At 74.1% G+C, this 24,667-nt stretch carries 19 protein-coding genes and 2 riboswitches; of the genes, 15 read left to right on the top strand and 4 right to left on the bottom strand.

What is annotated here, in order from left to right; genetic code table 11:
* Nucleotides 1-6: 6 nt before the first annotated feature.
* On the top strand, nucleotides 7-927 hold the full coding sequence (gene sucD / locus AAEM63_RS03965; RefSeq protein ID WP_341360357.1) for a succinate--CoA ligase subunit alpha: 921 nt from the start codon (nucleotides 7-9) through the stop codon (nucleotides 925-927).
* A 117-nt stretch (nucleotides 928-1,044) separates the two neighbouring features.
* The gene (locus AAEM63_RS03970; protein WP_341360358.1) at nucleotides 1,045-2,601 is read left to right on the top strand and encodes a DUF6350 family protein; all 1,557 of its coding nucleotides are present in this window, start codon (nucleotides 1,045-1,047) and stop codon (nucleotides 2,599-2,601) included.
* A gap of 16 nt (nucleotides 2,602-2,617) precedes the next feature.
* Here AAEM63_RS03970 and AAEM63_RS03975 read toward each other — a convergent pair whose 3' ends face one another.
* The gene (locus AAEM63_RS03975; RefSeq protein ID WP_341360359.1) at nucleotides 2,618-3,028 is read right to left on the bottom strand and encodes a hypothetical protein; all 411 of its coding nucleotides are present in this window, start codon (nucleotides 3,026-3,028) and stop codon (nucleotides 2,618-2,620) included.
* A gap of 39 nt (nucleotides 3,029-3,067) precedes the next feature.
* Here AAEM63_RS03975 and purN point away from each other — a divergent pair, with 39 nt between their 5' ends.
* Both purN and purH read left to right on the top strand, forming a co-directional pair.
* Nucleotides 3,068-3,709 (top strand): phosphoribosylglycinamide formyltransferase, encoded by a 642-nt coding sequence (gene purN / locus AAEM63_RS03980; RefSeq protein WP_341360360.1) that lies wholly within the window; start codon nucleotides 3,068-3,070, stop codon nucleotides 3,707-3,709.
* 47 nt (nucleotides 3,710-3,756) lie between these two features.
* A riboswitch (ZMP/ZTP riboswitch) is annotated at nucleotides 3,757-3,849 on the top strand.
* Nucleotides 3,850-3,896: 47 nt separating this feature from the next.
* On the top strand, nucleotides 3,897-5,564 hold the full coding sequence (purH, locus tag AAEM63_RS03985; protein WP_341360361.1) for a bifunctional phosphoribosylaminoimidazolecarboxamide formyltransferase/IMP cyclohydrolase: 1,668 nt from the start codon (nucleotides 3,897-3,899) through the stop codon (nucleotides 5,562-5,564).
* Between the two features lie 115 nt (nucleotides 5,565-5,679).
* Here purH and AAEM63_RS03990 read toward each other — a convergent pair whose 3' ends face one another.
* Complete coding sequence (locus AAEM63_RS03990; RefSeq protein WP_341360362.1) at nucleotides 5,680-6,993, bottom strand: FAD-dependent oxidoreductase; 1,314 nt, start codon at nucleotides 6,991-6,993, stop codon at nucleotides 5,680-5,682.
* Between the two features lie 27 nt (nucleotides 6,994-7,020).
* Between AAEM63_RS03990 and AAEM63_RS03995 the strand changes: the two genes are divergently transcribed.
* The 5 genes from AAEM63_RS03995 to pulA all read left to right on the top strand — a co-directional run bounded on the left by AAEM63_RS03995 (nucleotide 7,021) and on the right by pulA (nucleotide 17,150).
* A complete protein-coding gene (locus AAEM63_RS03995) occupies nucleotides 7,021-7,296 on the top strand; it encodes a DUF3017 domain-containing protein (protein WP_341360363.1) in 276 nt (91 codons plus the stop codon).
* 34 nt (nucleotides 7,297-7,330) lie between these two features.
* The gene (locus AAEM63_RS04000; protein WP_341360364.1) at nucleotides 7,331-8,599 is read left to right on the top strand and encodes a hemolysin family protein; all 1,269 of its coding nucleotides are present in this window, start codon (nucleotides 7,331-7,333) and stop codon (nucleotides 8,597-8,599) included.
* Nucleotides 8,600-8,706: 107 nt separating this feature from the next.
* Complete coding sequence (locus AAEM63_RS04005) at nucleotides 8,707-9,924, top strand: NADP-dependent isocitrate dehydrogenase (RefSeq protein WP_341360365.1); 1,218 nt, start codon at nucleotides 8,707-8,709, stop codon at nucleotides 9,922-9,924.
* Between the two features lie 159 nt (nucleotides 9,925-10,083).
* Nucleotides 10,084-11,070: a malate dehydrogenase gene (locus AAEM63_RS04010; protein WP_341360366.1), complete on the top strand. Its 987-nt coding sequence runs from the start codon at nucleotides 10,084-10,086 to the stop codon at nucleotides 11,068-11,070.
* A 278-nt stretch (nucleotides 11,071-11,348) separates the two neighbouring features.
* Complete coding sequence (gene pulA, locus AAEM63_RS04015; protein ID WP_341360367.1) at nucleotides 11,349-17,150, top strand: pullulanase-type alpha-1,6-glucosidase; 5,802 nt, start codon at nucleotides 11,349-11,351, stop codon at nucleotides 17,148-17,150.
* 72 nt (nucleotides 17,151-17,222) lie between these two features.
* Here pulA and AAEM63_RS04020 read toward each other — a convergent pair whose 3' ends face one another.
* Both AAEM63_RS04020 and purU read right to left on the bottom strand, forming a co-directional pair.
* Nucleotides 17,223-17,897: a DUF4190 domain-containing protein gene (locus AAEM63_RS04020; RefSeq protein WP_341360368.1), complete on the bottom strand. Its 675-nt coding sequence runs from the start codon at nucleotides 17,895-17,897 to the stop codon at nucleotides 17,223-17,225.
* Nucleotides 17,898-18,002: 105 nt separating this feature from the next.
* Nucleotides 18,003-18,878: a formyltetrahydrofolate deformylase gene (gene purU / locus AAEM63_RS04025; protein WP_341360369.1), complete on the bottom strand. Its 876-nt coding sequence runs from the start codon at nucleotides 18,876-18,878 to the stop codon at nucleotides 18,003-18,005.
* A gap of 92 nt (nucleotides 18,879-18,970) precedes the next feature.
* Between purU and AAEM63_RS04030 the strand changes: the two genes are divergently transcribed.
* The 6 genes from AAEM63_RS04030 (at nucleotide 18,971) to AAEM63_RS04055 (ending at nucleotide 24,656) form a co-directional block, all read left to right on the top strand.
* Complete coding sequence (locus AAEM63_RS04030) at nucleotides 18,971-19,480, top strand: GNAT family N-acetyltransferase (RefSeq protein ID WP_341360370.1); 510 nt, start codon at nucleotides 18,971-18,973, stop codon at nucleotides 19,478-19,480.
* 20 nt (nucleotides 19,481-19,500) lie between these two features.
* Nucleotides 19,501-19,589: riboswitch (ZMP/ZTP riboswitch) on the top strand.
* Nucleotides 19,590-19,643: 54 nt separating this feature from the next.
* On the top strand, nucleotides 19,644-20,939 hold the full coding sequence (glyA, locus tag AAEM63_RS04035; RefSeq protein ID WP_341360371.1) for a serine hydroxymethyltransferase: 1,296 nt from the start codon (nucleotides 19,644-19,646) through the stop codon (nucleotides 20,937-20,939).
* On the top strand, nucleotides 20,936-21,817 hold the full coding sequence (locus tag AAEM63_RS04040; RefSeq protein WP_341360372.1) for a bifunctional methylenetetrahydrofolate dehydrogenase/methenyltetrahydrofolate cyclohydrolase: 882 nt from the start codon (nucleotides 20,936-20,938) through the stop codon (nucleotides 21,815-21,817). The genes glyA and AAEM63_RS04040 overlap by 4 nt, the downstream gene beginning before the upstream one ends.
* Before the next feature lie 59 nt (nucleotides 21,818-21,876).
* Nucleotides 21,877-22,692 (top strand): exodeoxyribonuclease III, encoded by an 816-nt coding sequence (locus AAEM63_RS04045; protein ID WP_341360373.1) that lies wholly within the window; start codon nucleotides 21,877-21,879, stop codon nucleotides 22,690-22,692.
* Nucleotides 22,693-22,845: 153 nt separating this feature from the next.
* Nucleotides 22,846-23,367, top strand: a complete 522-nt coding sequence (locus AAEM63_RS04050) for a sigma-70 family RNA polymerase sigma factor (RefSeq protein WP_341360374.1) — start codon at nucleotides 22,846-22,848, stop codon at nucleotides 23,365-23,367.
* Nucleotides 23,367-24,656, top strand: a complete 1,290-nt coding sequence (locus tag AAEM63_RS04055) for a hypothetical protein (RefSeq protein ID WP_341360375.1) — start codon at nucleotides 23,367-23,369, stop codon at nucleotides 24,654-24,656. The genes AAEM63_RS04050 and AAEM63_RS04055 overlap by 1 nt, the downstream gene beginning before the upstream one ends.
* The last annotated feature ends 11 nt before the right edge of the window (nucleotides 24,657-24,667 follow it).

Here is a 24,667-nt window from a genome sequence, read left to right on the forward strand (position 1 = left end):
ACCCCCATGTCGATCCTCCTCAGCTCCTCCTCCAAGGTCCTCGTCCAGGGCATGACGGGCGCGATGGGCCAGATCCACACCCGCCGCATGCTCGACGCCGGCACCCGGATCGTCGGCGGGGTCAACCCCCGCAAGGCGGGCACCGCCGTCGACTTCGACGTCCAGCCCACCGGTCCCGGCGCGGAGACCCGGCAGACCGGCACCGTCTCGGTCCCGGTCTTCGGCTCGGTGGCCGAGGCCCGCGAGGCCACCGGCGCCGACGTCTCGGTCATCTTCGTCCCGCCGGCCCACACCAAGGCCGCCGTCATCGAGGCCGTCGACGCCGGCGTGCCGCTGGTGGTCATCATCACCGAGGGCGTGCCCGTGAAGGACACCGCCGAGTTCTTCACCTACGCCCGCACCAAGGGTGTGCGCCTCATCGGCCCGAACTGCCCGGGCATCATCACCCCCGGCCAGTCGAACGTCGGCATCACCCCGGCCAACATCACCGGTCCGGGCCGGATCGGGCTGGTCTCGAAGTCCGGCACGCTGACCTACCAGATGATGTACGAGCTCTCCGACATCGGGTTCACCACGTGCATCGGCATCGGCGGCGACCCGATCATCGGCACCACCCACATCGACGCCCTCGAGGCGTTCGAGGCGGACCCGGAGACCGAGCTCATCGTCATGATCGGCGAGATCGGCGGCGACGCGGAGGAGCGTGCGGCCGCCTACATCAAGGAGCACGTGACCAAGCCCGTGGTGGGCTACGTCGCCGGCTTCACGGCCCCCGAGGGCAAGACGATGGGCCACGCCGGCGCCATCGTCTCGGGATCCTCCGGCACCGCCGAGGCCAAGAAGGTCGCCCTCGAGGCGGCCGGGGTCAAGGTCGGCAAGACGCCGTCCGAGACCGCCCGCCTGGCCCGGGAGCTGCTCGGCGCCTGACGCCCCGCACCCCGCCACGACGGCGGTCGCCCCTCCGGGCGGCCGCCGTCCGCCGTCTTCCGACACGCCGGGGCGCGCACCACCGCCCCGCGGCGCGCAGGCCGGACGATGGGGTGGATGGCCACCACCGACACCCGCCCGCCCGTCGTCATCGACGTGCCCGGGCCCCAGCGCGTCCGCACCCTGCCGGAGGGCTGGCTGCGCGGGCTGGTCGCCGGCGGCGAGGCCGCCGTGCTCAGCTGGCTCACCGTCGTCGTGCCCGCGGTCGCGACCTACATCGCCACCGCGGCCGCCCCCGCGCTGGGGGAGGCGTCCTGGCAGGGGGCCGCCCGAACCGGCACCTCCCTGTGGCTCCTGGGCCACGGCGGGCGGCTCGAGGTCGGCGGTGGGACGGTCGTCTCGCTCGTGCCGCTCGGTGTGGCGCTGCTCTCCCTCGCCCTCGTGCACGTCTCGACCCGCCGGATGCGGCTGACCTCGGTGGCCGCCGCCGCCCTCGTGCCTGTCGGCTACGTCGGGGCGACCGCACTGCTGTCCCTCGCCGCCGCGGTCCCCGCCGGACGCGCCGGTGCCCTGGCCGGCGCCGCTCTCGTGGCGGTCACCGCGGCCGCCACCGCGGCAGCGCGGGACCGCCTCGTGCTGCCGGCTCGGGTCCACGGCGCGGTGCGCGACGGTCTCCTCGCTGCGCTGTGGTCCCTCGCCGCCCTGACCGCGGCATCCGTCGTCCTGGGGGCCGTCGCCGTCGTGGCGGGCTGGGACCGGATCGTCATGATCCAGCAGTCCTACGGCACCGACGTCGTCAGCACCGTGGTGCTCCTGGGCGGCCAGCTCGCGTACGTGCCGACCGCGCTCGTCTGGGCGCTGGCCTGGATCGCCGGGCCCGGCTTCGCCGTCGGCGCGGGCACCCACTTCGCCGCGGCCTCCGTCCAGACGGCCCCGCTCCCGGCGGTCCCGCTCCTCGGGGCCCTGCCCTCACCCGGCTCGCCCGGTCAGGGGTGGGTGGCGGTCCTGCCGGTCCTCGTGGGCCTGGCGGCCGGGGTGTGGCTGCTGCGCAGGGACGGCGATCGCGGTCTGCGCGCCGCCTCCGCCGCGGCCCTGCTGGCCGGCGCCGGCACCGCCGCGGTGGTGCTCCTGCTCGCGGCGGCCGCGTCGGGCTCGGTGGGACCGGGACGGCTGGCCACGGTCGGACCGGACCCCGTTCTCCTCGCGGCCACCGTCCTCGCCCAGGTCGGGGGCGCCGCGCTGCTCACGGTCCTGGCGGCTCACCCGCGCACCCGTGCCGCGCTCGGAGCGGGCGGGAGCGCCGCGCGGCAGCGGGTCGAGGAGCACCGGGCGGCCCGCGCCGACCGGCGGGAGGCCGCGTCCGCCCCCGACGGCCCACGCCTCGACGACGCCGTCCCGACGGTCCCGGGCCGGCTGGCCGGCGACGAGTCGGACGGGGCGGTGGAGCCGCCTGGACCGGCCGGACCCGGCACGGCGGGAACCGGCACCGCCACGGCCGTCGCGACCGAAGGCGGCGGGCGGGCAGCGACGGGTCCGGACGGTGGGTCGCCCCGGCCGCCGGTGTGGGCCCGGCTCGACACGCCCCCGGCCGACCCGCCGGAAGCGCAGCCGCAGGCCCCGGACGGCGGCCGCTGGTCCGGTCCGCGGCTGAGCCAGTGGTCGGCCACGCCGTAGCGCGCCCGCGCGGCCGCTAGCCCATCCCGAGCCGCTCGCCCAGCGCGTTCTCGAGCTGAGCGCGGCAGCGGTCCTGCGCCTGCCCGGTCAGGGCCGACCGCACGCACCGCGCGTACCGGTCGTACTCGTCCCAGAACACCGCCTGCGTGAGCGAGGTGGCGCTCAGGACCCCGGCGAGGACGAGGGCCGCCACGAGCGCGGGCCGCAGCGCGCGACCGGCGCGGGCGCGCCGCAGCCGCGCCAGCGCAACCACACCGAGGACCAGCGCGGCGAGGCACAGGACACCCGAGAGCAACGGGTAGGGCCAGGGGAGGGCGACCACCCCCAGGCCGACACCCAGGAGCAGGGTCGCGCCGAACGCGCGGACCCACCCCATGGCCCGCGCCCGGTCCGCGTCGGTCTGCTCGGGCGGGCGTGCGGTGGCCATGCGCCCATCATCGCCCAGGGGGGCACTACGCTCGCGCAGGTGAGCGCCCCCCACGTCACCGAGCCCGCCGGGCGGCCGGCGCGGCTGGTCGTCCTCGTCTCCGGCGGCGGGTCGAACCTCGCCGCCCTGCTCGACGCCACCGCCGACCCCTCCTACGGGGCGTCGGTCGTCGCGGTCGGCGCGGACCGCGACGGCACCGGCGGTGTCGCGATGGCGCGCGAGGCCGGCATCCCCACCTTCGTCTGCCGGGTGGGTGACCACGCCGACCGGGCCCGGTGGGACGAGGCGCTGACGGCGGCCGTGGCCGAGCACGAGCCCGACCTGGTCATCTCCGCCGGCTTCCTCAAGCTCTGCGGCCCCCGGTTCATGTCGGCCTTCGCGGGGCGCTACGTCAACACCCACAACTCCCTCCTGCCCGCCTTCCCCGGGATCCACGGCCCGCGCGACGCCCTCGAGTACGGCGTGCGCATCGCCGGCGCGACGCTGTTCTTCGTCGACGAGGGCGTCGACACCGGGGTCATCGTGGCGCAGGTGGCCGTGCCGGTCCTCGACGACGACGACGTCGAGACCCTCACCGAGCGGATCAAGGTCGCCGAGCGCGCCCAGCTCGTCGAGCAGGTCGGCCGGCTCGCCCGCGAGGGCTGGCACATCGAGGGCCGCCGGGTCCGTCCCGGCCGCTGACCGGCCGGGTCGCCGGCCCGCCGGCCCCCGGCGGGCCACGGTAGGATGGCCCCGGCCGTGACTGGCGAGCCAGGTGGAGACCACCACCGGGGAGCGGCCGCAGTTCCCCTGCTGGAGCACCGCGCGCCTGGGTGCCTGGGTCGGGTGCCCCGTGCACCCTGTTCGCGCCGTCGACCCAGGAGTGACCATGACCACGCCGCCCGCCGCCCCCACCGACCGCGTGCCCCTGCGCCGCGCCCTCGTCTCGGTCTACGACAAGTCCGGCCTGGAGGACCTCGCCGGCGCCCTGCACGCCGCGGGGGTGGAGATCGTCTCCACCGGCTCCACGGCCGCCCGCATCGCCGCCGCCGGCGTGCCCGTCACCGGCGTCGAGGAGGTCACCGGCTTCCCGGAGTGCCTCGACGGTCGGGTCAAGACGCTGCACCCGCGCGTCCACGCCGGGATCCTCGCCGACCGCCGCAAGGCGGGGCACCGCGAGCAGCTCGACGAGCTCGGCGTCGCTCCCTTCGACCTCGTCGTCGTCAACCTCTACCCGTTCACCGCCACCGTGGCCTCGGGCGCCGGTCCCGACGAGTGCGTCGAGCAGATCGACATCGGCGGTCCCACGATGGTGCGCGCCGCCGCGAAGAACCACCCCTCGGTCGCCGTCGTCGTGGACCCGGCCCGCTACGGCGATGTCGCCCGGGCCGCCGCGGAGGGCGGGTTCACCCTGGCGGAGCGCCGGGCGCTCGCGGCCGCAGCCTTCCGCCACACCGCCACCTACGACGTCGCCGTCGCCTCGTGGATGGGCAACGTCCTCAGCCCCGACGACGAGGTCGACGGGACGGCCACCGGCTTCCCGGGGTGGATCGGCGCCACGTGGGACCGCCGTGCGGTCCTGCGCTACGGCGAGAACCCCCACCAGCGGGCCGCGCTCTACACCGACGGTCACGGTCCGGTCGGGCTCGCGCAGGCCGAGCAGCTGCACGGCAAGGCGATGAGCTACAACAACTACGTCGACGGCGACGCCGCCTGGCGGGCCGCGCACGACCACGACCAGCCGGCCGTGGCGGTCATCAAGCACAACAACCCCTGCGGGATCGCGGTCGGCGGGGACGTCGCCGAGGCGCACCGCCGTGCCCACGCCTGCGACCCGGTCTCCGCCTACGGCGGCGTCATCGCGGCCAACCGGCCGGTCACCGCCGAGATGGCCCGCCAGGTGGCCGAGGTCTTCACCGAGGTCGTCCTCGCACCGGGCTTCGAGCCCGAGGCCGTGGAGATCCTCGCCCGGAAGAAGAACATCCGGCTCCTGCGCGTCGACGGCGCCCCCGCGGCGGGCGTGGAGACCAGGCCCGTCAGCGGTGGGCTCCTCGTGCAGTCCGTGGACCGGGTCGACGCCCCCGGCGACGACCCGGCCGGGTGGACCCTCGCCGCCGGCGAGCCGGCCGACGAGGCGACCCTCGCCGACCTGGTCTTCGCCTGGCGCTCGGTCCGCGCGGCACGGTCCAACGCCATCCTCCTCGCCCGCGACGGTGCCTCCGTGGGCGTGGGCATGGGTCAGGTGAACCGGGTGGACTCGTGCCGCCTGGCCGTCGAGCGGGCGAACACCCTCGGGGTCGGCGTCAGCAGCGACGTCGACGGGGCGGGCGGCGCGGCGAACGCGTCGGCCGCCGGTGCCCCCGAGCGCGCCCGGGGCGCGGTGGCCGCCTCCGACGCGTTCTTCCCGTTCGCCGACGGCCTGCAGGTCCTCCTCGACGCCGGGGTCCGCGCGGTCGTCCACCCCGGCGGCTCCGTCCGGGACGCCGAGGTGGTCGAGGCCGCCCGGGCCGCCGGGGTCACGATGTACCTCACCGGGACGCGCCACTTCGCCCACTGAGGACGAGGCACCGGGCGGGCGTCCGGGCCCGCACGCCCGCCCGGGCCAGCGTCGCGCCGGCGTTGCCGATGTTGCGACAGCGTCGCGCCGGTGTTGCGCCGGCGTCCGGCCGGTGTCAGCGCACGGCTCGGCGCAGCGGCACCTCGGGGTCGCTCGCCCGCCCGACGTCCAGCGCGGGGTCGGACCCCGCGGCGAGGAGGCGACGAAGTGCGGCGACGTCCCGGGGCCGGTCCGCGGTCAGGCCCGCCGCGAGGCGGTGCCCGGGCCGGAGGTAGAGGACCGTGAACCCGGCGGTGACGTCGCCGCGGAGGACGACCTCGACGTCGTCGTCCGCGGGAGGCTGACCGACGAGCGTGAGGTCGTGGCCGAGCTGGGTGGAGAACACGTAGGGGACGGGCGTGGGCGGTGCCGGCCGGCCGAGCAGGCCCGCGGCGAGGGCCGCCGGGTGGCTCAGGGCCGCGTCCCAGTGCCCGCCCGGCACGGTCCCGAAGGTCGGCGTCGTCATCTCGGCGCAGTCCCCGACGGCCCGGACGCTGGGCGGACCGCCTCGCACCCGGCCGGCGGCGTCGACCGGGACGGCGCCCTGCCCGGTGAGCGGGACCGCCCCCGCCAGCCATGCCGTCGCGGGGCGCACGCCCGTGGCCGCCAGGACGACGTCGGCGGCCACCTCCTCGGCCGGCTCCCGGGCGCTCGCGGCGAGGACCACGGCGTCCGGGCGCACGGCCGTCACCGCGCGGCCGCACCGCAGGTCCACGCCCGCCGCCGCGTACCAGGGCGCGGTCAGCGCCCCGGCGGCGGCCCCGACCTGGCGGTGCAGCGGTGTGGGGGCGGCCTCGACGACCGTGACCTCGCACCCGTGCAGGGCCGCCTGCCCGGCGACCTCGGCGCCGATCCAGCCGGCGCCCACGACGACGAGGCGGGCGCCCGGGACGAGCAGGCCGCGGAGCCGCGCGGCGTCGTCGGCGCCGTGGAGGGTCAGGGCGTGGTCCCAGGAGGACGGCCGGGCGGCGGCGGCGCCGACGGCGAGCACGACGACGTCGGCCTCGACGGTCTCCTCGGCGCCCGTGCGTGTCCCCGCCGGCGGGCCGGCCGGCGCCAGGGTCACCCGTGCGCGGGTGCCGTCCGCCTCCAGGCGTCGAGCGCGCCGCCCGAGCAGGACCCGGTCGGCGAGCTCGCCGAGGTCGCCGTAGCCCTCCTCGGCGAGCCACAGCGGCTCGGTGCGGGTGAACAGCTCCTTGGACAGGGGCGGCCGGTCGTAGGGTGCCCGGTCCTCGGCGCCGACGACGGTGAGGCGCCCGGTGAAGCCCTGGGCGCGCAGCTCGGCCGCGGTCCGCAGCCCGGCCAGCCCGGCGCCGACCACGAGGACCGAGCGCGGCGGGACGTCCCGCCCGCGGGTGGGCGCGGACTCGGGCACGATCGGGACGGGCACCCGTCCCACGGTAGTCTCGCCGGCATCATGTCCCCCGCACGCGGCCCCCGGCTGGCCCTCCTGGCGGTCCTCGTCCTCGCCGTGGCCCTCGTGGCGCTCGTGGCGGTGTGGTCCGACGCCCGGACGGCGGCCCTCGTCCTCGCCGGGCTCCTCGCCGCCGTCGCGGTCGCACGGGGGGTCCTGCCCGAGGCGCTCGTGCCGGGGTCGCGCTCGCGTCCCGTCGACGTCGTCCTCCTGCTCGCCCTCGCCGGCGCCCTGGTCTACCTCGCCCCCTGGGGCAACGCGACGCTCGCGCTGCCCTGACGGCCCGGCGCCCGCCGTGCGCCAGGATGGTGGCGTGAGCGACCTCGTCCCCGACATCGTCCTCGTCCTGCTGTTCATCGTGCTCGGCGGTGTCTTCGCCGCCTCGGAGATGGCTCTGGTCTCACTGCGGGAGAGCCAGGTCCAGTCCCTCGCGGAGCGGGGCGGGGCCGGCCCGCGGGTGGCGCGCCTCACCGCCGACCCCAACCGGTTCCTCTCCGCCGTCCAGATCGGCGTCACCCTCACCGGGTTCTTCTCCGCCTCCTTCGGGGCCGCCCAGATCGCGCCGCAGATCGCCCCGCTCCTGCGCGGCTGGGGCCTGGCGGAGGGGACCGCCTACGGCCTGGCCTTCGTCGGGACGACCGTGCTCGTCTCCTACCTCTCGCTCGTCCTGGGCGAGCTGGTCCCCAAGCGGCTGGCCATGCAGAGCGCCGAACGGTTCTCGCTCGTCGTCGCCACACCGCTGGACTGGGTCGCCGCGGCCATGCGTCCGGTGATCTGGCTCCTGGGTGCCTCCGTCGACGTCGTCATGCGGCTGCTGGGACGCGACCCGTCCGCCCCCCGGGAGGAGATGGGCACCGAGGAGCTGCGCGCCCTCGTCGCGCGCCACGAGGCGCTGGGCGTCGAGGAGCGCGACATGGTCGTCGACCTGCTCTCGGTCGGCGACCGCACCGTCCAGGAGGTCATGACCCCGCGCACCGAGGTCGAGTTCCTCGACGCCGCCCTGCCCATCGCACGCGCCCAGGCTCTCGTGCGCGGGCTCGAGCACTCCCGCTACCCGGTGAGGGGCGAGGACACCGACGACGTCCTGGGGTTCATCCACATCCGGGACCTCATCCACCCGGAGGAGCACGTGCGCAGCGTCGGCGACCTCGTGCGCCGGGTGCTGTTCTTCCCCACCGGCACCCGCGTGCTGACGGCGCTCACCGAGATGCGGGGCAGCCACGCGCACCTCGCGATCGTCGTCGACGAGTACGGCGGCACCGACGGGATCCTCACGCTCGAGGACGTCGTGGAGGAGTTCGTCGGCCAGATCCAGGACGAGTACGACCGGGAGGTTCCCGAGGTCGTCGCGACCGGGGCCACCGAGTCCGTCGCCGGCCGGCTCGGCCGCGCCGACGTGGGCAAGGTGCTCGGTCGGGAGCTGCCCGAGGGGCCCTTCGACACCCTCGGCGGCTTCGTCATGGCCCGGCTGGGGCACGTGCCCGCCCCGGGTGACACCATCACCTGGGACGACCTCGTCCTCACGGTCACCGAGATGGACGGGCGGCGGGTCGACCGCCTCGACGCCCGCCGCACGGGCTGAACGGGTCGAGCCGAGCGCGGTATCTTGACGTCGAGTAATCTGTTCCAGGCGCCGGTGCCCCGGCGCGGAGTCGAGCGCCCTCCGGGCGGTCAGGAGAGTAGCGGCACATGGCGAAGATCAAGGTGGCGGGCCCCGTCGTCGAGCTCGACGGCGACGAGATGACGAGGATCATCTGGCAGTTCATCAAGGACCGTCTCATCCACCCGTACCTCGACGTCGACCTGCGTTACTACGACCTGTCGATCCAGAACCGCGACGCCACGGACGACCAGGTCACCATCGACGCCGCGAACGCGATCAAGGAGCACAACGTCGGCGTCAAGTGCGCCACGATCACCCCCGACGAGGCGCGCGTCGAGGAGTTCGGCCTCAAGAAGATGTGGGTCTCGCCCAACGGCACGATCCGCAACATCCTCGGCGGCGTCGTCTTCCGCGAGCCCATCATCATCTCCAACGTCCCGCGCCTGGTCCCGGGCTGGACGAAGCCGATCATCATCGGCCGTCACGCCCACGGCGACCAGTACAAGGCGACCAACTTCAAGGTGCCGGGCGCCGGGCAGCTCACCATGACCTTCACCCCGACCGACGGGTCGGAGCCGGTCCAGCACGTCGTCGCGAACTACGGCGACGACGGCGGCGTGGCGATGGGCATGTACAACTACAACAACTCCATCCGGGACTTCGCCCGTGCGTCGTTCGCGTACGGCCTCCAGCGCGGCTACCCGGTGTACCTGTCCACGAAGAACACGATCCTCAAGGCCTACGACGGCGCGTTCAAGGACATCTTCGCCGAGGTCTTCGAGACCGAGTACAAGGCGCAGTTCGACGCCGCCGGCCTGACCTACGAGCACCGCCTCATCGACGACATGGTCGCCGCGGCCATGAAGTGGGAGGGCGGGTACGTCTGGGCGGCCAAGAACTACGACGGCGACGTCCAGTCCGACACCGTCGCCCAGGGCTTCGGCTCGCTCGGGCTCATGACCTCCGTCCTCATGACCCCTGACGGCAGGACCGTCGAGGCGGAGGCCGCCCACGGCACGGTGACCCGGCACTACCGCCAGCACCAGCAGGGCAAGCCCACCTCGACCAACCCCATCGCCTCGATCTTCGCCTGGACCGGTGGCCTCAAGCACCGCGGCAAGATCGACGGCACCCCCGAGGTCACGGGCTTCGCCGAGACCCTCGAGGACGTCGTCATCAAGACCGTCGAGTCGGGGAAGATGACCAAGGACCTCGCGCTGCTGGTCGGCAAGGACCAGGAGTGGCAGACCACCGAGGACTTCCTCGCCACCCTCGACGAGAACCTCTCGGCCCGCCTGGCCTGAGCACGGCCCCGACGCCCGGCCGGCCCTGCGGGGAGGCCGGGCGTCGGCGCGCCCGGGGGCCGCCAGGTGCCCGCCACCCGGACTCCCGGGTGTGAGCCTGGCCACCCGGGGTAATCTTGATGCCGAGATACTTTCCGAGCCACACGAAGGAGTGCCCCGATGACCACGACCCCGGTGAACGTCACCGTGACCGGAGCGGCCGGACAGATCGGCTACGCGCTGCTCTTCCGGATCGCCTCGGGCCAGCTGCTCGGTCAGGACACCCCGGTCCGCCTCCGCCTGCTTGAGATCCCCCAGGGCGTCAAGGCCGCCGAGGGCACCGCGATGGAGCTCGACGACTGCGCGTTCCCGCTCCTGGCGGGCATCGACATCTTCGACGACGCCCGTCAAGGGTTCGACGGCGCCAACGTCGCCCTCCTCGTCGGAGCGCGGCCGCGCAGCAAGGGCATGGAGCGCGGCGACCTCCTCGAGGCCAACGGCGGCATCTTCGGCCCGCAGGGCGAGGCGATCAACGCCGGCGCCGCGGACGACGTCAAGGTCCTCGTCGTGGGCAACCCCGCCAACACCAACGCCCTCATCGCCCAGCGCCACGCCCCCGACGTCCCCGCCGAGCGCTTCACCGCCATGACGCGCCTGGACCACAACCGCGCCCTCCACCAGCTCGCCACGAAGGCGGGCGTCGCGGTGAACGAGGTCGAGCGGCTGACCATCTGGGGCAACCACTCCGCCACCCAGTACCCGGACATCTTCCACGCGCGGGTGGGCGGGCGTGCCGCCACCGACGTCGTCGACGAGGCCTGGCTCGAGAGCGAGTTCATCCCCACGGTCGCCAAGCGCGGCGCCGCCATCATCGAGGCCCGTGGGCTGTCCTCGGCGGCGTCCGCCGCCAACGCGGCCATCGACCACGTCCACGACTGGGTCACGGGCACCCAGGGGGAGGGGTGGACCTCCGCCGCCATCGTCTCGGACGGCTCCTACGGCGTGCCCGAGGGCCTCATCTCCTCCTTCCCGGTCCGCGCCCGCGACGGCCGCTGGGAGATCGTCCAGGGGCTGGAGGTCAACGACTTCTCCCGCGCGAAGATCGACGCCTCGGTGGCCGAGCTCGTCGAGGAGCGCGACGCCGTCCAGCAGCTCGGCCTCGTGTGAGCACAGCCTGATCCTCGGCGCCCCGGCCGCACGGCCGGGGCGCCGCTCGTGCACGTCACGCCGCCGCCCGGCGGCGTCTCCCGGCCGGTCGAGCCACCTGTCGCTGGGGCAGCCGTCGCTCTCGTCGGGTGGGCGCCGGGTCTGGCTCGACCGGGTTCGCCCCGTTTCGCGCGTCTCGCCATGCGAGCCGTTGCAAGGCTTGCTGAAATGCTTGCAGAGCGGCTAGCCTCCGTCGAGACCTGCGCGAGGGCGCGCAGCCGACGAAGGAGTCCCACCGCATGCCACGCCGTCTGCGCGCCGCCATCGCGTCGCTGAGCACCGCCACCCTCGCCCTGACCGGGCTGGCCGCCCTGACCGCGGCCGCTCCCGCCCAGGCGGCCGACCGCCTGGTCACCCTTGTCGGGAACCTCCAGGACGAGCTCGGCTGCGCCGCCGACTGGGCGCCGGAGTGCCCCGACACCGTGCTCGCCCCGACCGCCACCGAGGGCCTCTACGCCACCGAGTTCGAGGTCCCGGGCGGCTCCTACGAGTACAAGGTCGCCCTCGACGGCGCGTGGGACGAGTCCTATCCCGCGGACAACCGGCCGCTCGTCCTCGCCGGGCCGGCCACGGTGCGGTTCACCTTCGACGACACCACCAAGCAGCTCGCCCTCGAGGTGCTCAGCGTCGCCGGCGGCTACACCGCCGCCGACGACGCCCTCGTCGCCGCGCCGGTGCGCACCGAGGGTGCGGGGGAGAGCTTCTACTTCGTCCTCACCGACCGCTTCGCCAACGGCGACACCACCAACGACACCGGTGGCATCGCCGGCGACCGGCTCGACCACGGCCTCGACCCGGCCGACAAGGGCTTCTACCACGGCGGTGACATCGCGGGCCTCAGCGAGCAGCTGGACTACATCGAGGGGCTGGGCACCACGGCCATCTGGCTCACGCCGTCCTTCAAGAACAACCCCGTCCAGGGCGAGGGCGCGGACGCGTCCGCCGGGTACCACGGCTACTGGATCACCGACTTCACCCAGATCGACCCGCACCTGGGCACCAACGCCGAGCTCGAGGCGTTCGTCGACGAGGCCCACGCCCGCGGGATCGACGTCTTCTTCGACATCATCACCAACCACACCGCCGACCTCATCGACTACGAGGAGGGCGTCTACAGCTACGTCGAGAAGTCGGCGAGCCCCTACCTCGACACGGCGGACCAGCCGTTCGACCCGGCCGACTACGCCGGCACGGGCGACTTCCCGGCCATGGACACGACGTCCTTCCCGTACACCCCGGTCCGGACGGGCGGCGACGTCACCCCGGCCGCGCTGAACGACGTCACGCTCTACCACAACCGTGGCGACTCGACCTGGACCGGGGAGTCGGTCACCTACGGCGACTTCATCGGGCTCGACGACCTCATGACCGAGCACCCCACGGTCGTGTCCGAGATGGTCGACATCTACCGCGCGTGGATGGACATGGGCATCGACGGGTTCCGCATCGACACCGCGAAGCACGTGAACTTCGAGTTCTGGGAGGAGTGGACCACCGCGATCGACGCCCACGCCGCGGAGGTCAACCCCGACTTCTTCACCTTCGGCGAGGTCTTCGACGCCGACGCCCGCCTGACCTCCCCCTACGTCCGCAAGACCGAGATGTCGTCGGTCCTGGACTTCGCGTTCCAGTCCGCCGCCCTCGGCTACGCCAAGGGTGCCGGGCCGGCCGGTCTGTCGAGCTTCTTCGCCACCGACGACTACTACACGACCGCGGACTCCAGCGCCGACGCCCTGCCGACCTTCCTCGGCAACCACGACATGGGCCGGGTGGGCTACCTCCTCCAGGGCAGCGGCTCCGAGCTCGAGCGCTCGGAGCTGGCGCACTCGCTCATGTACCTCACCCGCGGCCAGCCGGTGGTCTACTACGGCGACGAGCAGGGCTTCATCGGGACGGGCAACGACAAGTCGGCCCGCCAGGACATGTTCGCCTCCGCCACCGCGGAGTACCTCGGCCAGCCCACCCTCGACGGCACGTACGGCACCGGGGACCACTACGACACCACCGCGCCGCTGTACACCCACATCGCCGAGCTCGCCGCCCTGCGCGACGCCCGCCCGGCCCTCGACCGCGGCGCGCAGATCGAGCTGCACGCCGCCGACGGCGTCTACGCCTTCGCGCGGGTCGACCGCGACGAGAAGGTCGAGCACCTCGTCGCGACGAACAGCACCGGCACCGAGCAGAGCGCCACCTTCACCACCCTCACGCCGGGCGCCACGTACACGCCCCTGCACGGCACCTCCACCGCGGTGACGGCCGACGCGAGCGGCTCGGTGACGCTCACCGTCCCCGCGCTGTCCGCCGTCGTGCTGGTCGCCGACGCCACCGTCGGCGCGCCCGCCGAGGCTGCACCGATCACCCTCACCCCCGCCCACGGCGCGAAGCTCGAGGGCCTGGTCCCGGTGACGGCCGACGTCGCGGACGACGTCTGGTCCGAGACCACGTTCTCCTACCGCATCGTGGGTGAGACCGCGTGGACGACCCTCGGCACCGCCGAGGACGACACCCCCCGCGTCTTCCACGACGTCGACGGCCTCGCCGCCGGCACGCTCGTGGAGTACCGGGCCGTGACGGTCGACGCCGCCGGGAACACCGCCGCGGCCTCGACCGTGGGCTCGGTCGGCGTCGACGTCACCGGCGCCCCGCCCGCGCAGCCGGACGAGGAGCTCTTCGTCACCGTGCCGGGGGACCACAACTCCGAGATGGGCTGCCCGGGCGACTGGCAGCCGGACTGCGCCGCCGCTGCCCTGACGCTCGACGAGGCGTCCGGCAGGTACGTCGGCACGTTCGACCTGCCCGCCGGCGACTACAAGTACAAGGTCGCCGTCGGCGGCAGCTGGGACGTCAACTACGGCGTCGGCGGGGTGCCGGGCGGGTCCGACATCGCCTACACCCACTCCGGCGGGCCGGTGACGTTCGTCTACGACCCGGTCAGCCACGTCGTCACCAGCTCCGCCGAGGGTCCGTTCGTCACCCTGCCGGGCAGCTTCCAGAGCGAGCTCGGCTGCCCGGGGGACTGGCAGCCCCAGTGCCTGGTCTCGCTGATGGTCGACCCCGAGCGGGACGGCACCTACACCTTCACCACCGGTGACATCCCCGCCGGGAGCTACGAGGTCAAGGTCGCGCACAACCTCTCGTGGGACGAGAACTACGGGACGGGCGGCGCCCCCGGCGGTGCCAACTACACGTTCTCGGCCCCCGGCGACGGCAAGGCCGCGACCTTCTCGTACGACATCGCGACCCACCTGCTCACCATCGAGGTGACCGACCCGCCGCTGGCCGGGACCGGCCAGCAGCTCGCCCACTGGCTCGACGCCGACACCCTCGCCTGGCCCGCCGACCTCCTCGGCGGAGCCGACCCGGCCGACCTCACCTGGAGCCTCCACCACGCGGCGGAGGGCGGTCTCGGCCTCACCGACGGCGCCGTCACCGGCGGCGCGAGCACGGCGCTGACCTACGCCGGCACCGGCCTGGACGAGGGCCTCGCCGAGCGGTTCCCGCACCTGGCCGGCTACGTCGCCCTCGACGTCGAGGGCCTGGACCGCGGGCAGGTCGAGGAGCTGCTCACCGGCCAGCTCGCCGTCCTCCTCAGCGGGCCCGACGGGCCCGTCGCGTTCACCGGCGTCCAGATCCCGGGGGTCCTCGACGACCTCTACGCCGACGCCGCGGGCGAGCGGGTCCTCGGCGCGGACTTCTCCGGTGGCGCCCCGGCGCTGGCGCTGTGGGCACCGACCGCCAAGGACGTCACGCTCCTGCTCCACGCCGACCCGGCCGGCACCGGCGAGCCCGAGCGTGTCGCCATGGAGCGCCAGGCCGACGGCTCGTGGACCGTCCAGGGCGAGGCGGACTGGGAGGACCGCGCCTACCGCTACGAGGTGGAGGTCTACGTCCAGACCACCGGCGCGGTCGAGACCAACGTGGTCACCGACCCGTACTCGGTCGGCCTGACCCTGAACTCGACCCACTCCGTGCTCGTCGACCTCGACGACGACACCTGGGCGCCCGCCCTGTGGGCGCAGACCCCGGCGCCGGAGATCGACGACCCGGTCGACCGGACGATCTACGAGCTCCACGTCCGCGACTTCTCGATCGCCGACAGCACCGTCCCGGAGGAGCTGCGCGGCACGTACGCCGCGTTCACCCTCGAGGGCACGGACGGGATGACCCACCTGCGTGAGCTCGCCGACGCGGGCATGAACACCGTCCACCTGCTGCCGACGTTCGACATCGCGACCATCGAGGAGGAGCGCGCCGCGCAGGCGGTGCCGGAGATCCCCGAGGGCGCCGCGCCCGACTCCGCCGAGCAGCAGGCCGCGGTCATGGCCGTGCGCGACGAGGACGGCTTCAACTGGGGCTACGACCCGCTGCACTTCTCCACCCCGGAGGGGTCCTACGCCTCGGCCGGCAACCAGACCGGCGGTGCCCGCGTCGCCGAGTTCCGCTCGATGGTCGGCGGGCTGCACGACGCCGGCCTGCAGGTCGTCCTCGACGAGGTCTTCAACCACACCGCGGCCGCCGGGCAGGCGGAGACGTCGGTGCTGGACCGTGTCGTCCCCGGGTACTACCACCGGCTCAGCGGCACGGGCTCGATCGAGACGTCCACCTGCTGCCAGAACGTCGCCACCGAGCACGAGATGGCCGAGAAGCTCATGGTCGACTCCGTCGTCACCTGGGCCGCGGACTACCGCGTCGACGGCTTCCGCTTCGACCTCATGGGCCACCACAGCCGCGACAACATGGAGGCGGTCCGCGAGGCCCTCGACGCCCTGACCGTCGAGGAGCACGGCATCGACGGCGAGGAGGTCTACCTCTACGGCGAGGGCTGGAACTTCGGCGAGGTCGCGAACAACGCCCGGTTCCACCAGGCCACCCAGGGCCAGCTCGACGGCACGGGCATCGGCACCTTCTCCGACCGGCTGCGCGACGCCGTCCGCGGCGGTGGTCCGTTCGACGAGGACCAGCGCACCCACCAGGGCTTCGGCTCGGGCCTGGCCACCGACCCCAACGCCGTGGCCGCCGGCACCCCCGAGGAGCAGGCCGCCCGTCTGGCGCACGCCACCGACCTCGTCCGCCTCGGTCTGGCCGGGAACCTGCGCGACTACACCTTCCTCACCTCGGCGGGGACCGAGCAGTCGGGCGCGGAGCTGGACTACAACGGCCAGCCCGCCGGGTACGCCACATCCCCGGAGGAGGTCATCACCTACGTCGACGCCCACGACAACGAGACGCTGTTCGACTCGCTCACGTTCAAGCTGCCGGTGGAGACGTCGATGGACGACCGGGTGCGCATGAACACGCTCTCGCTCGCCACCACGGCCCTGGCCCAGACGCCCAGCTTCTGGCACGCGGGCACCGACCTGCTGCGCAGCAAGTCCCTCGACCGCAACAGCTACAACTCCGGGGACCACTTCAACCTGCTCGACCTGACCATGCAGACCAACAACTTCGGTGTCGGTCTGCCCCCGGAGCCGGACAACGGCGACAAGTGGGACGTCATGGCCCCGCTGCTGGCGAACCCGGACCTGCGTCCCGCACCCGAGCACATCGCGGCGTCGGCCGCCCAGGCCCAGGACCTGCTCCGGCTGCGCCACTCCACGGACCTGTTCCGCCTCGGCTCGGCGCAGCTCATCCAGGAGAAGGTCAGCTTCCCGGCCTCCGGGCCGGATGCGGCGCCGGGCGTGCTCGTCATGCACGTCGACGACCTCGTCGGGGAGGACGTCGACAAGAAGCTCGACGGCGTCCTGACGGTGTTCAACGCCTCGCCGGAGCCGGTCACCCAGGCCCTGCCCGAGCTGGCCGGGCGCGAGTACGCGCTCTCCCGGGTCCAGGAGCAGGGGGCCGACGCCGTCGTGCGGGGCACCACGTGGGACGCCGCCACCGGCACGGTCACCGTGCCGGCCCGCACGGTCGCCGTGCTGGTCGACGCGGCCGACGGCCCGGGCACCGGACAGCCCGGCGACCGGCCGACCGGCCCCGGCGAGCCCGCCGAGACCCCGGTCGGCCCGCCGGCCGACCGGCCCGGCCGCGGCCCGCAGCGCTAGTCGGGGTGAAGGAGGAGGGGCGCCCCCCACGGGGCGCCCCTCCGTCGTCCGTGCAGCGCCCGGGACGGCGGGTCAGCCGCGGGCGATGTCCCCCAGGCACCGCTGGAGACCGGCCGGGTCGTCCTGGTAGACCTCGACGCACTGCTCGAAGTCCGGCCCGAGCCGGGCGAACAGGGCCGCGCCGAAGACGGTGGAGGCGATGCCGAGCAGGATCGCGAGCACGCCGACGGCGATCCCCGCGACGGAGGTGCCGCGGTTGGTCGCCTCACGCCGTCCGACGCGCTGAAGGGCGACCGCCCCCATGATGACCGCGACCAGACCACCGAGCGCGCCCAGCAGCCCGACGAACGGCACCCAGGCGATGAGCAGGGAGAGGATGCCCACGACGAGCGCCCCGACGCCCAGACCGTTGCGGGGACCGTAGCCGCCGGGCCCGGCGGCGTACTGCTGTCCGTACTGCTGTCCGTACTGGGGCTGGCCGTACTGCTGGCCGTACTGGGGCTGGCCGTACTGAGGCTGGCCGTACGGGCGTTGGCCGCCGTACGGGGGCTGGCCGTACGGCTGGGATGGGCCGTCCTGCCGGCCAGCGTCCCAGGGCTGCTGCTGCCCGCCGTCCTGCTGGTCCTGCCGGCCGTGGTGCGGCTGACCGGGCGGCTGCTCCCCGTGCCCGGGCTCGCCGCGGTCGGGTGGACCGCCCTGCTGGGGCTGGTCACCGTCGGACCACGGCCGGGGCTGCTCGGAGCTCATGGTTCCTCCCTCGTCGGGAGCTCCATCGTCGCAGCCGTGGGCGCCGGCGTCGACGGTCGCTCGTCCTACGGCGTCGGCGTGCCCGCGCGGCTGCGACGACCGCCGCTACGGGAAGACGACGGTGCGGCGCCCGTCCACGAGCACGCGGTGCTCGGCGTGCCAGCGCACGGCGCGGGCGAGGACCCGGCGCTCGACGTCCTGGCCCCGGGCGACCATCTCGCCGACGTCGTCGGAGTGCGTGACCCGCTCGACGTCCTGCTCGATGATCGGGCCCTCGTCCAGGTCCGCGGTCACGTAGTGCGCCGTCGCGCCGATGAGCTTCACGCCCCGCCCGTGGGCCTGGGCGTACGGTCGGGCCCCCTTGAAGCTGGGCAGGAACGAGTGGTGGATGTTGATGACGTTGCCCGCCAGCTCGGTGCACACCTCGTCGGAGAGGATCTGCATGTACCGGGCCAGGACCACCAGCTCGACGTCGCCGGCGTGGACGATGTCCAGGAGCGCGCGCTCGGCGTCGGGCTTGGTCTCCCGGGTGACCGGGATGTGGTGGAAGGGCGCGTCGTAGGACCTCGCGACGGGCTCGAGGTCGGGGTGGTTGGCCACCACGCCCACCACCTCGATCGGCAGTCCCTGGTACCGCTGCCGGAAGAGCAGGTCCACGAGACAGTGCGGGTCCTTGGACGCCATGATCAGGGTCCGGACCGGGCGGCCGACCCGGTCGAGCTTCCAGGTCATGCCGAACTGGCGCGCGACGGCGCTCAGGGCGGCCTCGACCTCGGCGCGCGGCGCCGCGGTCTCGACCTGCACCCGCATGAAGAACAGACCCGTGGAGGGGTCGCCGAACTGCTGCGACTCGGTGATGTTCCCCCCGTGCTCGGCCAGCGCGCCGGAGACGGCGTGGACGATCCCGGGCTGGTCGGGGCAGGACAGGGCGAGGACGAGGTGCTCGGCGCTCGCGGTCGCGGACGGCTCGGCGGTGGTCACGAGAGGCGAGGGTAGCCGCCGGCGCGCCCGCCCGGCCCGGGCGTCCGCGGATGAGGACCCGGCCGGGCACGAGGTGATGCCACACTGTGGCCATGGACGACGTCAGGATCGACCTCATCACCGTCGACGAGGCCGGGGAGCTGCTCACCGTGCGACGGGCGGCCTTCGTCACCGAGGCCCAGCTCTACGGCGACCCCAACCTCCCCGCGCTGACGCAGTCGCTCACCGAGCTCGTCGCCGACATCGAGCGCCCCGACGTCGTCACCCTCGGTGCCTGGTCGGGCCACCGGCTCATCGGCTCGATCCGCGTGGAGCTGGAGGCCGAGCGCGCCACGCTCGGCCGCCTCGCCGTCGTCCCCGACCTCCAGGGCCAGGGAATCGGCACGCAGCTGCTCATGGCGGTGCTGCAGTACCTGCCCGAGCAGACCAAGGAGGTCTGGGTCTTCACCGGGCAGGACTCCAAGCAGAACATCTCCATGTACGCCAAGCACGGCTACGAGCACCAGTACGACCAGCACACCGGGGACCTCACCTACGCCTACCTTCGCCGGATCCTCGGCGAGGGGGGAGACGAGGACGAGGAGGAGACCGTCGCCGGCTGAGCGGCGAGGAGTTGGTAGCCTGTCCCCGTCGCGACTGGCGCCACAGGTGGTCCACCACCGGGGAGCGACGGCACCACCGACTCCGAGGTCGTCCGCCTGGGCCGAGGGTCACCACCTTCAGTGCTCGCGCACCGGGTGTGCGTGACCGAACCCCGGAGGAACGATGACCCAGCAAGACGCCACGTCCGTGGCCGACCAGAGCCTCGCCGAGCTCGACCCCGAGATCGCCGCCGTCCTCGACGGCGAGCTCGTCCGCCAGCGCGAGACGCTGGAGATGATCGCGTCGGAGAACTTCGTCCCGCGCGCCGTCCTGCAGGCGCAGGGGTCGGTCCTGACGAACAAGTACGCCGAGGGCTACCCCGGGCGCCGGTACTACGGCGGCTGCGAGCAGGTCGACATCGCCGAGAACCTCGCCATCGAGCGGGCGACCTCCCTCTTCGGCGCGGAGTACGCCAACGTGCAGCCGCACTCCGGTGCCCAGGCGAACGCCGCGGTCCTGCACGCGCTCGCCACCCCGGGCGAGACCATCCTGGGCCTCTCGCTCGCCCACGGCGGGCACCTCACCCACGGCATGAAGATCAACTTCTCGGGCAAGCTCTACAAGGTCGCCGCGTACGGCGTCGACGAGCAGAGCCACCGCATCGAGATGGAGACGGTGCGCGCGAAGGCGCTCGAGTCCCGGCCCAAGGTCATCATCGCCGGCTGGTCGGCCTACCCCCGCCAGCTCGACTTCGCCGCCTTCCGTGAGATCGCCGACGAGGTGGGCGCCTACCTGTGGACCGACATGGCCCACTTCGCCGGGCTGGTCGCCGCGGGCCTGCACCCCTCCCCGGTGCCGCACTCCGACGTCGTCTCCTCCACGGTCCACAAGACCCTCGGCGGCCCACGCTCGGGCTTCCTGCTCGCTCGGGACAAGGAGGCCTTCGGCAAGAAGCTGGACTCGGCGGTCTTCCCGGGTCAGCAGGGTGGGCCCCTCATGCACGTCGTGGCCGCCAAGGCGGTGGCGTTCAAGGTCGCCGCCGGCCAGGAGTTCCGCGACCGGCAGGAGCGCACCCTCGAGGGCGCGCGGATCATCGCCGAGCGTCTGACCCAGCAGGACGTGCGCGACTCCGGGGTCTCCCTCGTCACCGGCGGCACCGACGTCCACCTCGTCCTGGTGGACCTGCGCAGCTCCGCCCTGGACGGCCAGCAGGCCGAGGACCTCCTCCACGCCGCGGGCATCACCGTCAACCGCAACGCCGTGCCGTTCGACCCGCGCCCGCCGCGGGTGACCTCGGGCCTGCGCATCGGCACCCCGGCGCTGGCCAGCCGCGGCTTCGGCGCGGCGGAGTTCACCGAGGTGGCCGACATCATCGCCACGACGCTCGTCGGTGGCGCCGGCACCGACGTCGAGGCGATGCGGGCCCGGGTGCGGGCGCTGACCGAGGCCTTCCCCCTCTACCCCGGGCTGCAGCAGTGACGGCCCGGGTCCTGGACGGGCGGGCCACCGCCGCCACGATCAAGGCCGAGCTCGCCGAGCGCGTCGCGGCCCTGACCGCCCGCGGGCGCACCCCCGGCCTCGGCACCGTCCTGGTGGGGGAGGACCCCGGCTCCCGGGCGTACGTGGCGGGCAAGCACCGCGACTGCGCCGAGGTCGGGATCGCCTCGATCCGCGTGGACCTGCCGGCGACGGCGAGCCAGGCCGACGTCGAGGCCGCCGTCGCGCGGCTCAACGCCGACCCCGCCTGCACCGGGTACATCGTCCAGCTCCCGCTGCCGGCCGCGGTGGACACCAACGCCGTCCTCGAGCTCATCGACCCGGCCAAGGACGCCGACGGCCTGCACCCGACCAACCTCGGCCGGCTGGTCCTCCGGGTCAAGGAGCCCGTGACGTCCCCGCTGCCCTGCACCCCGCGGGCGGTGCTCGAGCTCCTCGCCCGTCACGGCATCGACCTGGCCGGGAAGGACGTGTGCGTCGTCGGCCGCGGGACCACCGTGGGACGGTCCATCGGCCTGCTCCTGACCCGCAAGGACGTCAACGCGACCGTCACGCTCACCCACACCGGGACGGCGGACCTCGCCCACCACGTGCGCGCGGCGGACGTCGTCGTGGCGGCGGCGGGGCAGCCCGGGATCATCACCGCCGACATGGTCCGGCCCGGCGCGGTCGTCCTCGACGTCGGGGTCTCCCGCGTGGTGGACCCGGACACCGGGAGGGCGACCCTGCGCGGGGACGTCGACCCCGGCGTCGCCGATGTCGCCGCCTGGCTCTCGCCCAACCCCGGCGGGGTGGGGCCGATGACCCGGGCGATGCTGCTGGCCAACGTGGTCGACACCGCCGAGCGCCTCGCCGGCTGAGCGCCGTCGCGTCGCGGACGTCGTCCCACCCTGTCGGTGGGATCGGGGAGGATGTCCCGGTGCTCACTGTCGCCTCCGTCAACGTCAACGGCGTCCGCGCCGCCTTCCGCCGCGGCATGGCCGCCTGGCTCGCCGCCCGCAACCCGGACGTCCTGCTCCTCCAGGAGGTCCGGGCCGACGACCGGACCCTCGCCGAGCACCTCGGTGAGGGCTGGCACGTCGCGCACCAGGCGAGCGACGCCAAGGGCCGGGCCGGGGTCGCCGTCGCGTCCCGCGTCCCGGCCGCCGCGGTGCGGGTGGGGCTGGGCAACGGCACTCCCGAGCCCGCCGTCGACACCGGCCGCTGGGTGGAGATGGACCTCGAGGTCGGCGAGCGGCCCCTCACGGTCGTCTCGGCCTACGTCCACTCCGGCACCGCCGGCACGGAGAAGATGGACCTGAAGTACGCGCACCTGGACAAGGTGAGCAGGCGCCTGGAGGAGCTCACCGGCCAGGCGCGGGCGGGGGAGCGAGAGGTCCTCGTCGCCGGAGACGTCAACATCGCCCACGGCGAGCGGGACATCAAGAACTGGAAGGGCAACCACAACAAGACCTCGGGCGCCCTCGACGCCGAGATCGCCTACCTCGACCGGTGGACCGGCGAGCTCGGCCTCGTCGACGTCGCGCGGCGGATCGCCGGGGACGTGCCCGGGCCCTACACGTGGTGGTCCTGGCGGGGAAAGGCGTTCGACAACGACGCCGGCTGGCGCATCGACTACCAGCTCGCCACCCACGGGCTCGCGGAACGGGCCGTCGACGCCGGCGTCGACCGGGCCGCCACCTACGACCAGCGGTTCTCCGACCACGCGCCCGTGGTCGCCACCTACGACCTCTAGCCGCCCGGGAAGCCGGTGAGGAGGCGCGGCACCCCACGGCCACCGGGCACCTCGGCCACGATGGCCGCCGGGTCCACGAAATCTGGGGGCGTGTGCCGGACATGTACGGGGTGAGAGGCCGGGACGGGCGGCCGCCGAGCACGAGGGGATGACGTGCCGACCGACCACACCGGCGCCGTCGAGGCGCTGTACGACCAGCACGCCGGGACCGTCCACCGCTACGTCTACCGGCGGGTGCTGGACCGGGCGACGGCCGACGAGCTGACCAACGACGTCTTCCGGATCGCGTGGCAGCGGCTGCAGACGGCACGCCCGGTGGACCTGCCCTGGTTGATCGGTGCGGCGAAGAACCTCGTCCTCAACGAGGTCCGTGCGCGTGGCCGGCGGCAACGGCTGACGGCGAGGCTGCGCGACGAGGCCGTCACGTGGGCGCCCGGCCCGGACGTGGTGCGCGACCGTGTCCTCGAGGTGCTGTCGACCATGCGCGAACGAGATCGGGACATCCTCATGCTCGCCTACTGGGACGGGTTCCGGGGGGCCGACCTGGCCGCCGTCCTGGGCTGCGGCGAGGCCACTGCCGCCTCGCGACTGTTCCGTGCCCGCAAGGCCTTCGCCCGGCTCGCGCCACCGGAGCTCGTCGGGCACGAGATCGTCATGAACGGAGGGCAGCGCTGATGGACCGCATCGAAGAGCTGATGAAGGTTGCCGACCCCGCGCGTGACGCCCCCGGCCCGCGCCCGTTCCGCCTCGCGGAGGTGGCCGGACCGTCGGTGGCGTCTACGGCGCGACGGCGTGGGCGTCGCGATCACCTCGCGGTGTGGGGCAGCGCCGTCGGGGTGGCGGCCGCGCTGGCCGGCGGCCTGGTCATCGCCCACGAGTGGCGGACCGCCCCGGACACGCCCGCCCCGCCCGCCGGCAGCGGCGCGGGCGAGGGAAGCACGCCTGCGACGACGTCTCCCGATCCCGCCCTCGCACCGACCGACCTGCCCAACGGCCTGGTCCCGGCGCACGACCAGGTCTACCTCGAGGACTCCGACGCCTGCGCCGCCCTCGACGTCACCCAGGTGCTCACCCAGGGCGACCGGGCACTCGCCACCGAGCCGTGGGAGTACCCGGTGGTCGGCTGCGTGGACGGCATCGCCGCGCTGACCATGTCCGACCGGGCGGTCCATGCGGCCGGCCTGGACGACGTCGTGACGGGTGTCGTCCTGGCCCGCTGGGAGGACGGCCGGTGGGCCGTCGAGGACCCGCGCGAGCTCGACGGCGGTCAGGTGGCGGTGCCGGTGTACCACTCCTGGCCCGCCCTCCTGGGGTACCAGCTGCCCGGCGACCCGCCCGCCGCGGAGCGGATGGCCGAGCAGTACGCGCAGATCGGCGTCGACGCCGGGACCGGTGAGCGGCTGCTCGGCCCGGAGACGACCGCCTGGACGGTCGACACCCCAGCCGGGAGCTGGACGCCCGGGGCCGCAGGACCGGCCGAGTTCTCCTGGCGGTCCGACGCGACCTGGGCGCACGACGAGCTCAGCGGTGCGGCGGCCGGTGGCGGCGCCGAGGACGTGCGTCACGAGGTCGTCTACTTCGACCCGCGGGGCAGGAGCGTCGCCCGGCTCGTGGTGACGACGTCGGCGGAGCAGGCGGGGTGCGCGCTGACGGACGCGACGTACGTCGTCGAGGGTCGCCGGCCCACCGGTCTGCGGTCGCAGCTCGGGTCCCTGGACGTCGGACTGGTCACGGCCGAGGACGTCCTGGGGGTGGAGGTCTCCACGACCAGGCTCGTCCCGTCCTCCGCACCGGACTCCGGCGCCTCGTGCGACCTGCCCGAGGAGCACGCGGTCGGCGACGTCGCCGTCCACCTCGACGGCGGCCGGTACCAGTTCCGCACCGCGCAGGAGCGGGAGGAGTACCTCGCCACCCAGGAGTACGCCGACGTCGTCCGGCTGGCCGCGTCGGTCGAGCTCGGCTGAGCCCCGGCGGT

Source organism: Georgenia sp. M64 (assembly GCF_038049925.1).
Lineage (GTDB): Bacteria > Actinomycetota > Actinomycetes > Actinomycetales > Actinomycetaceae > Georgenia.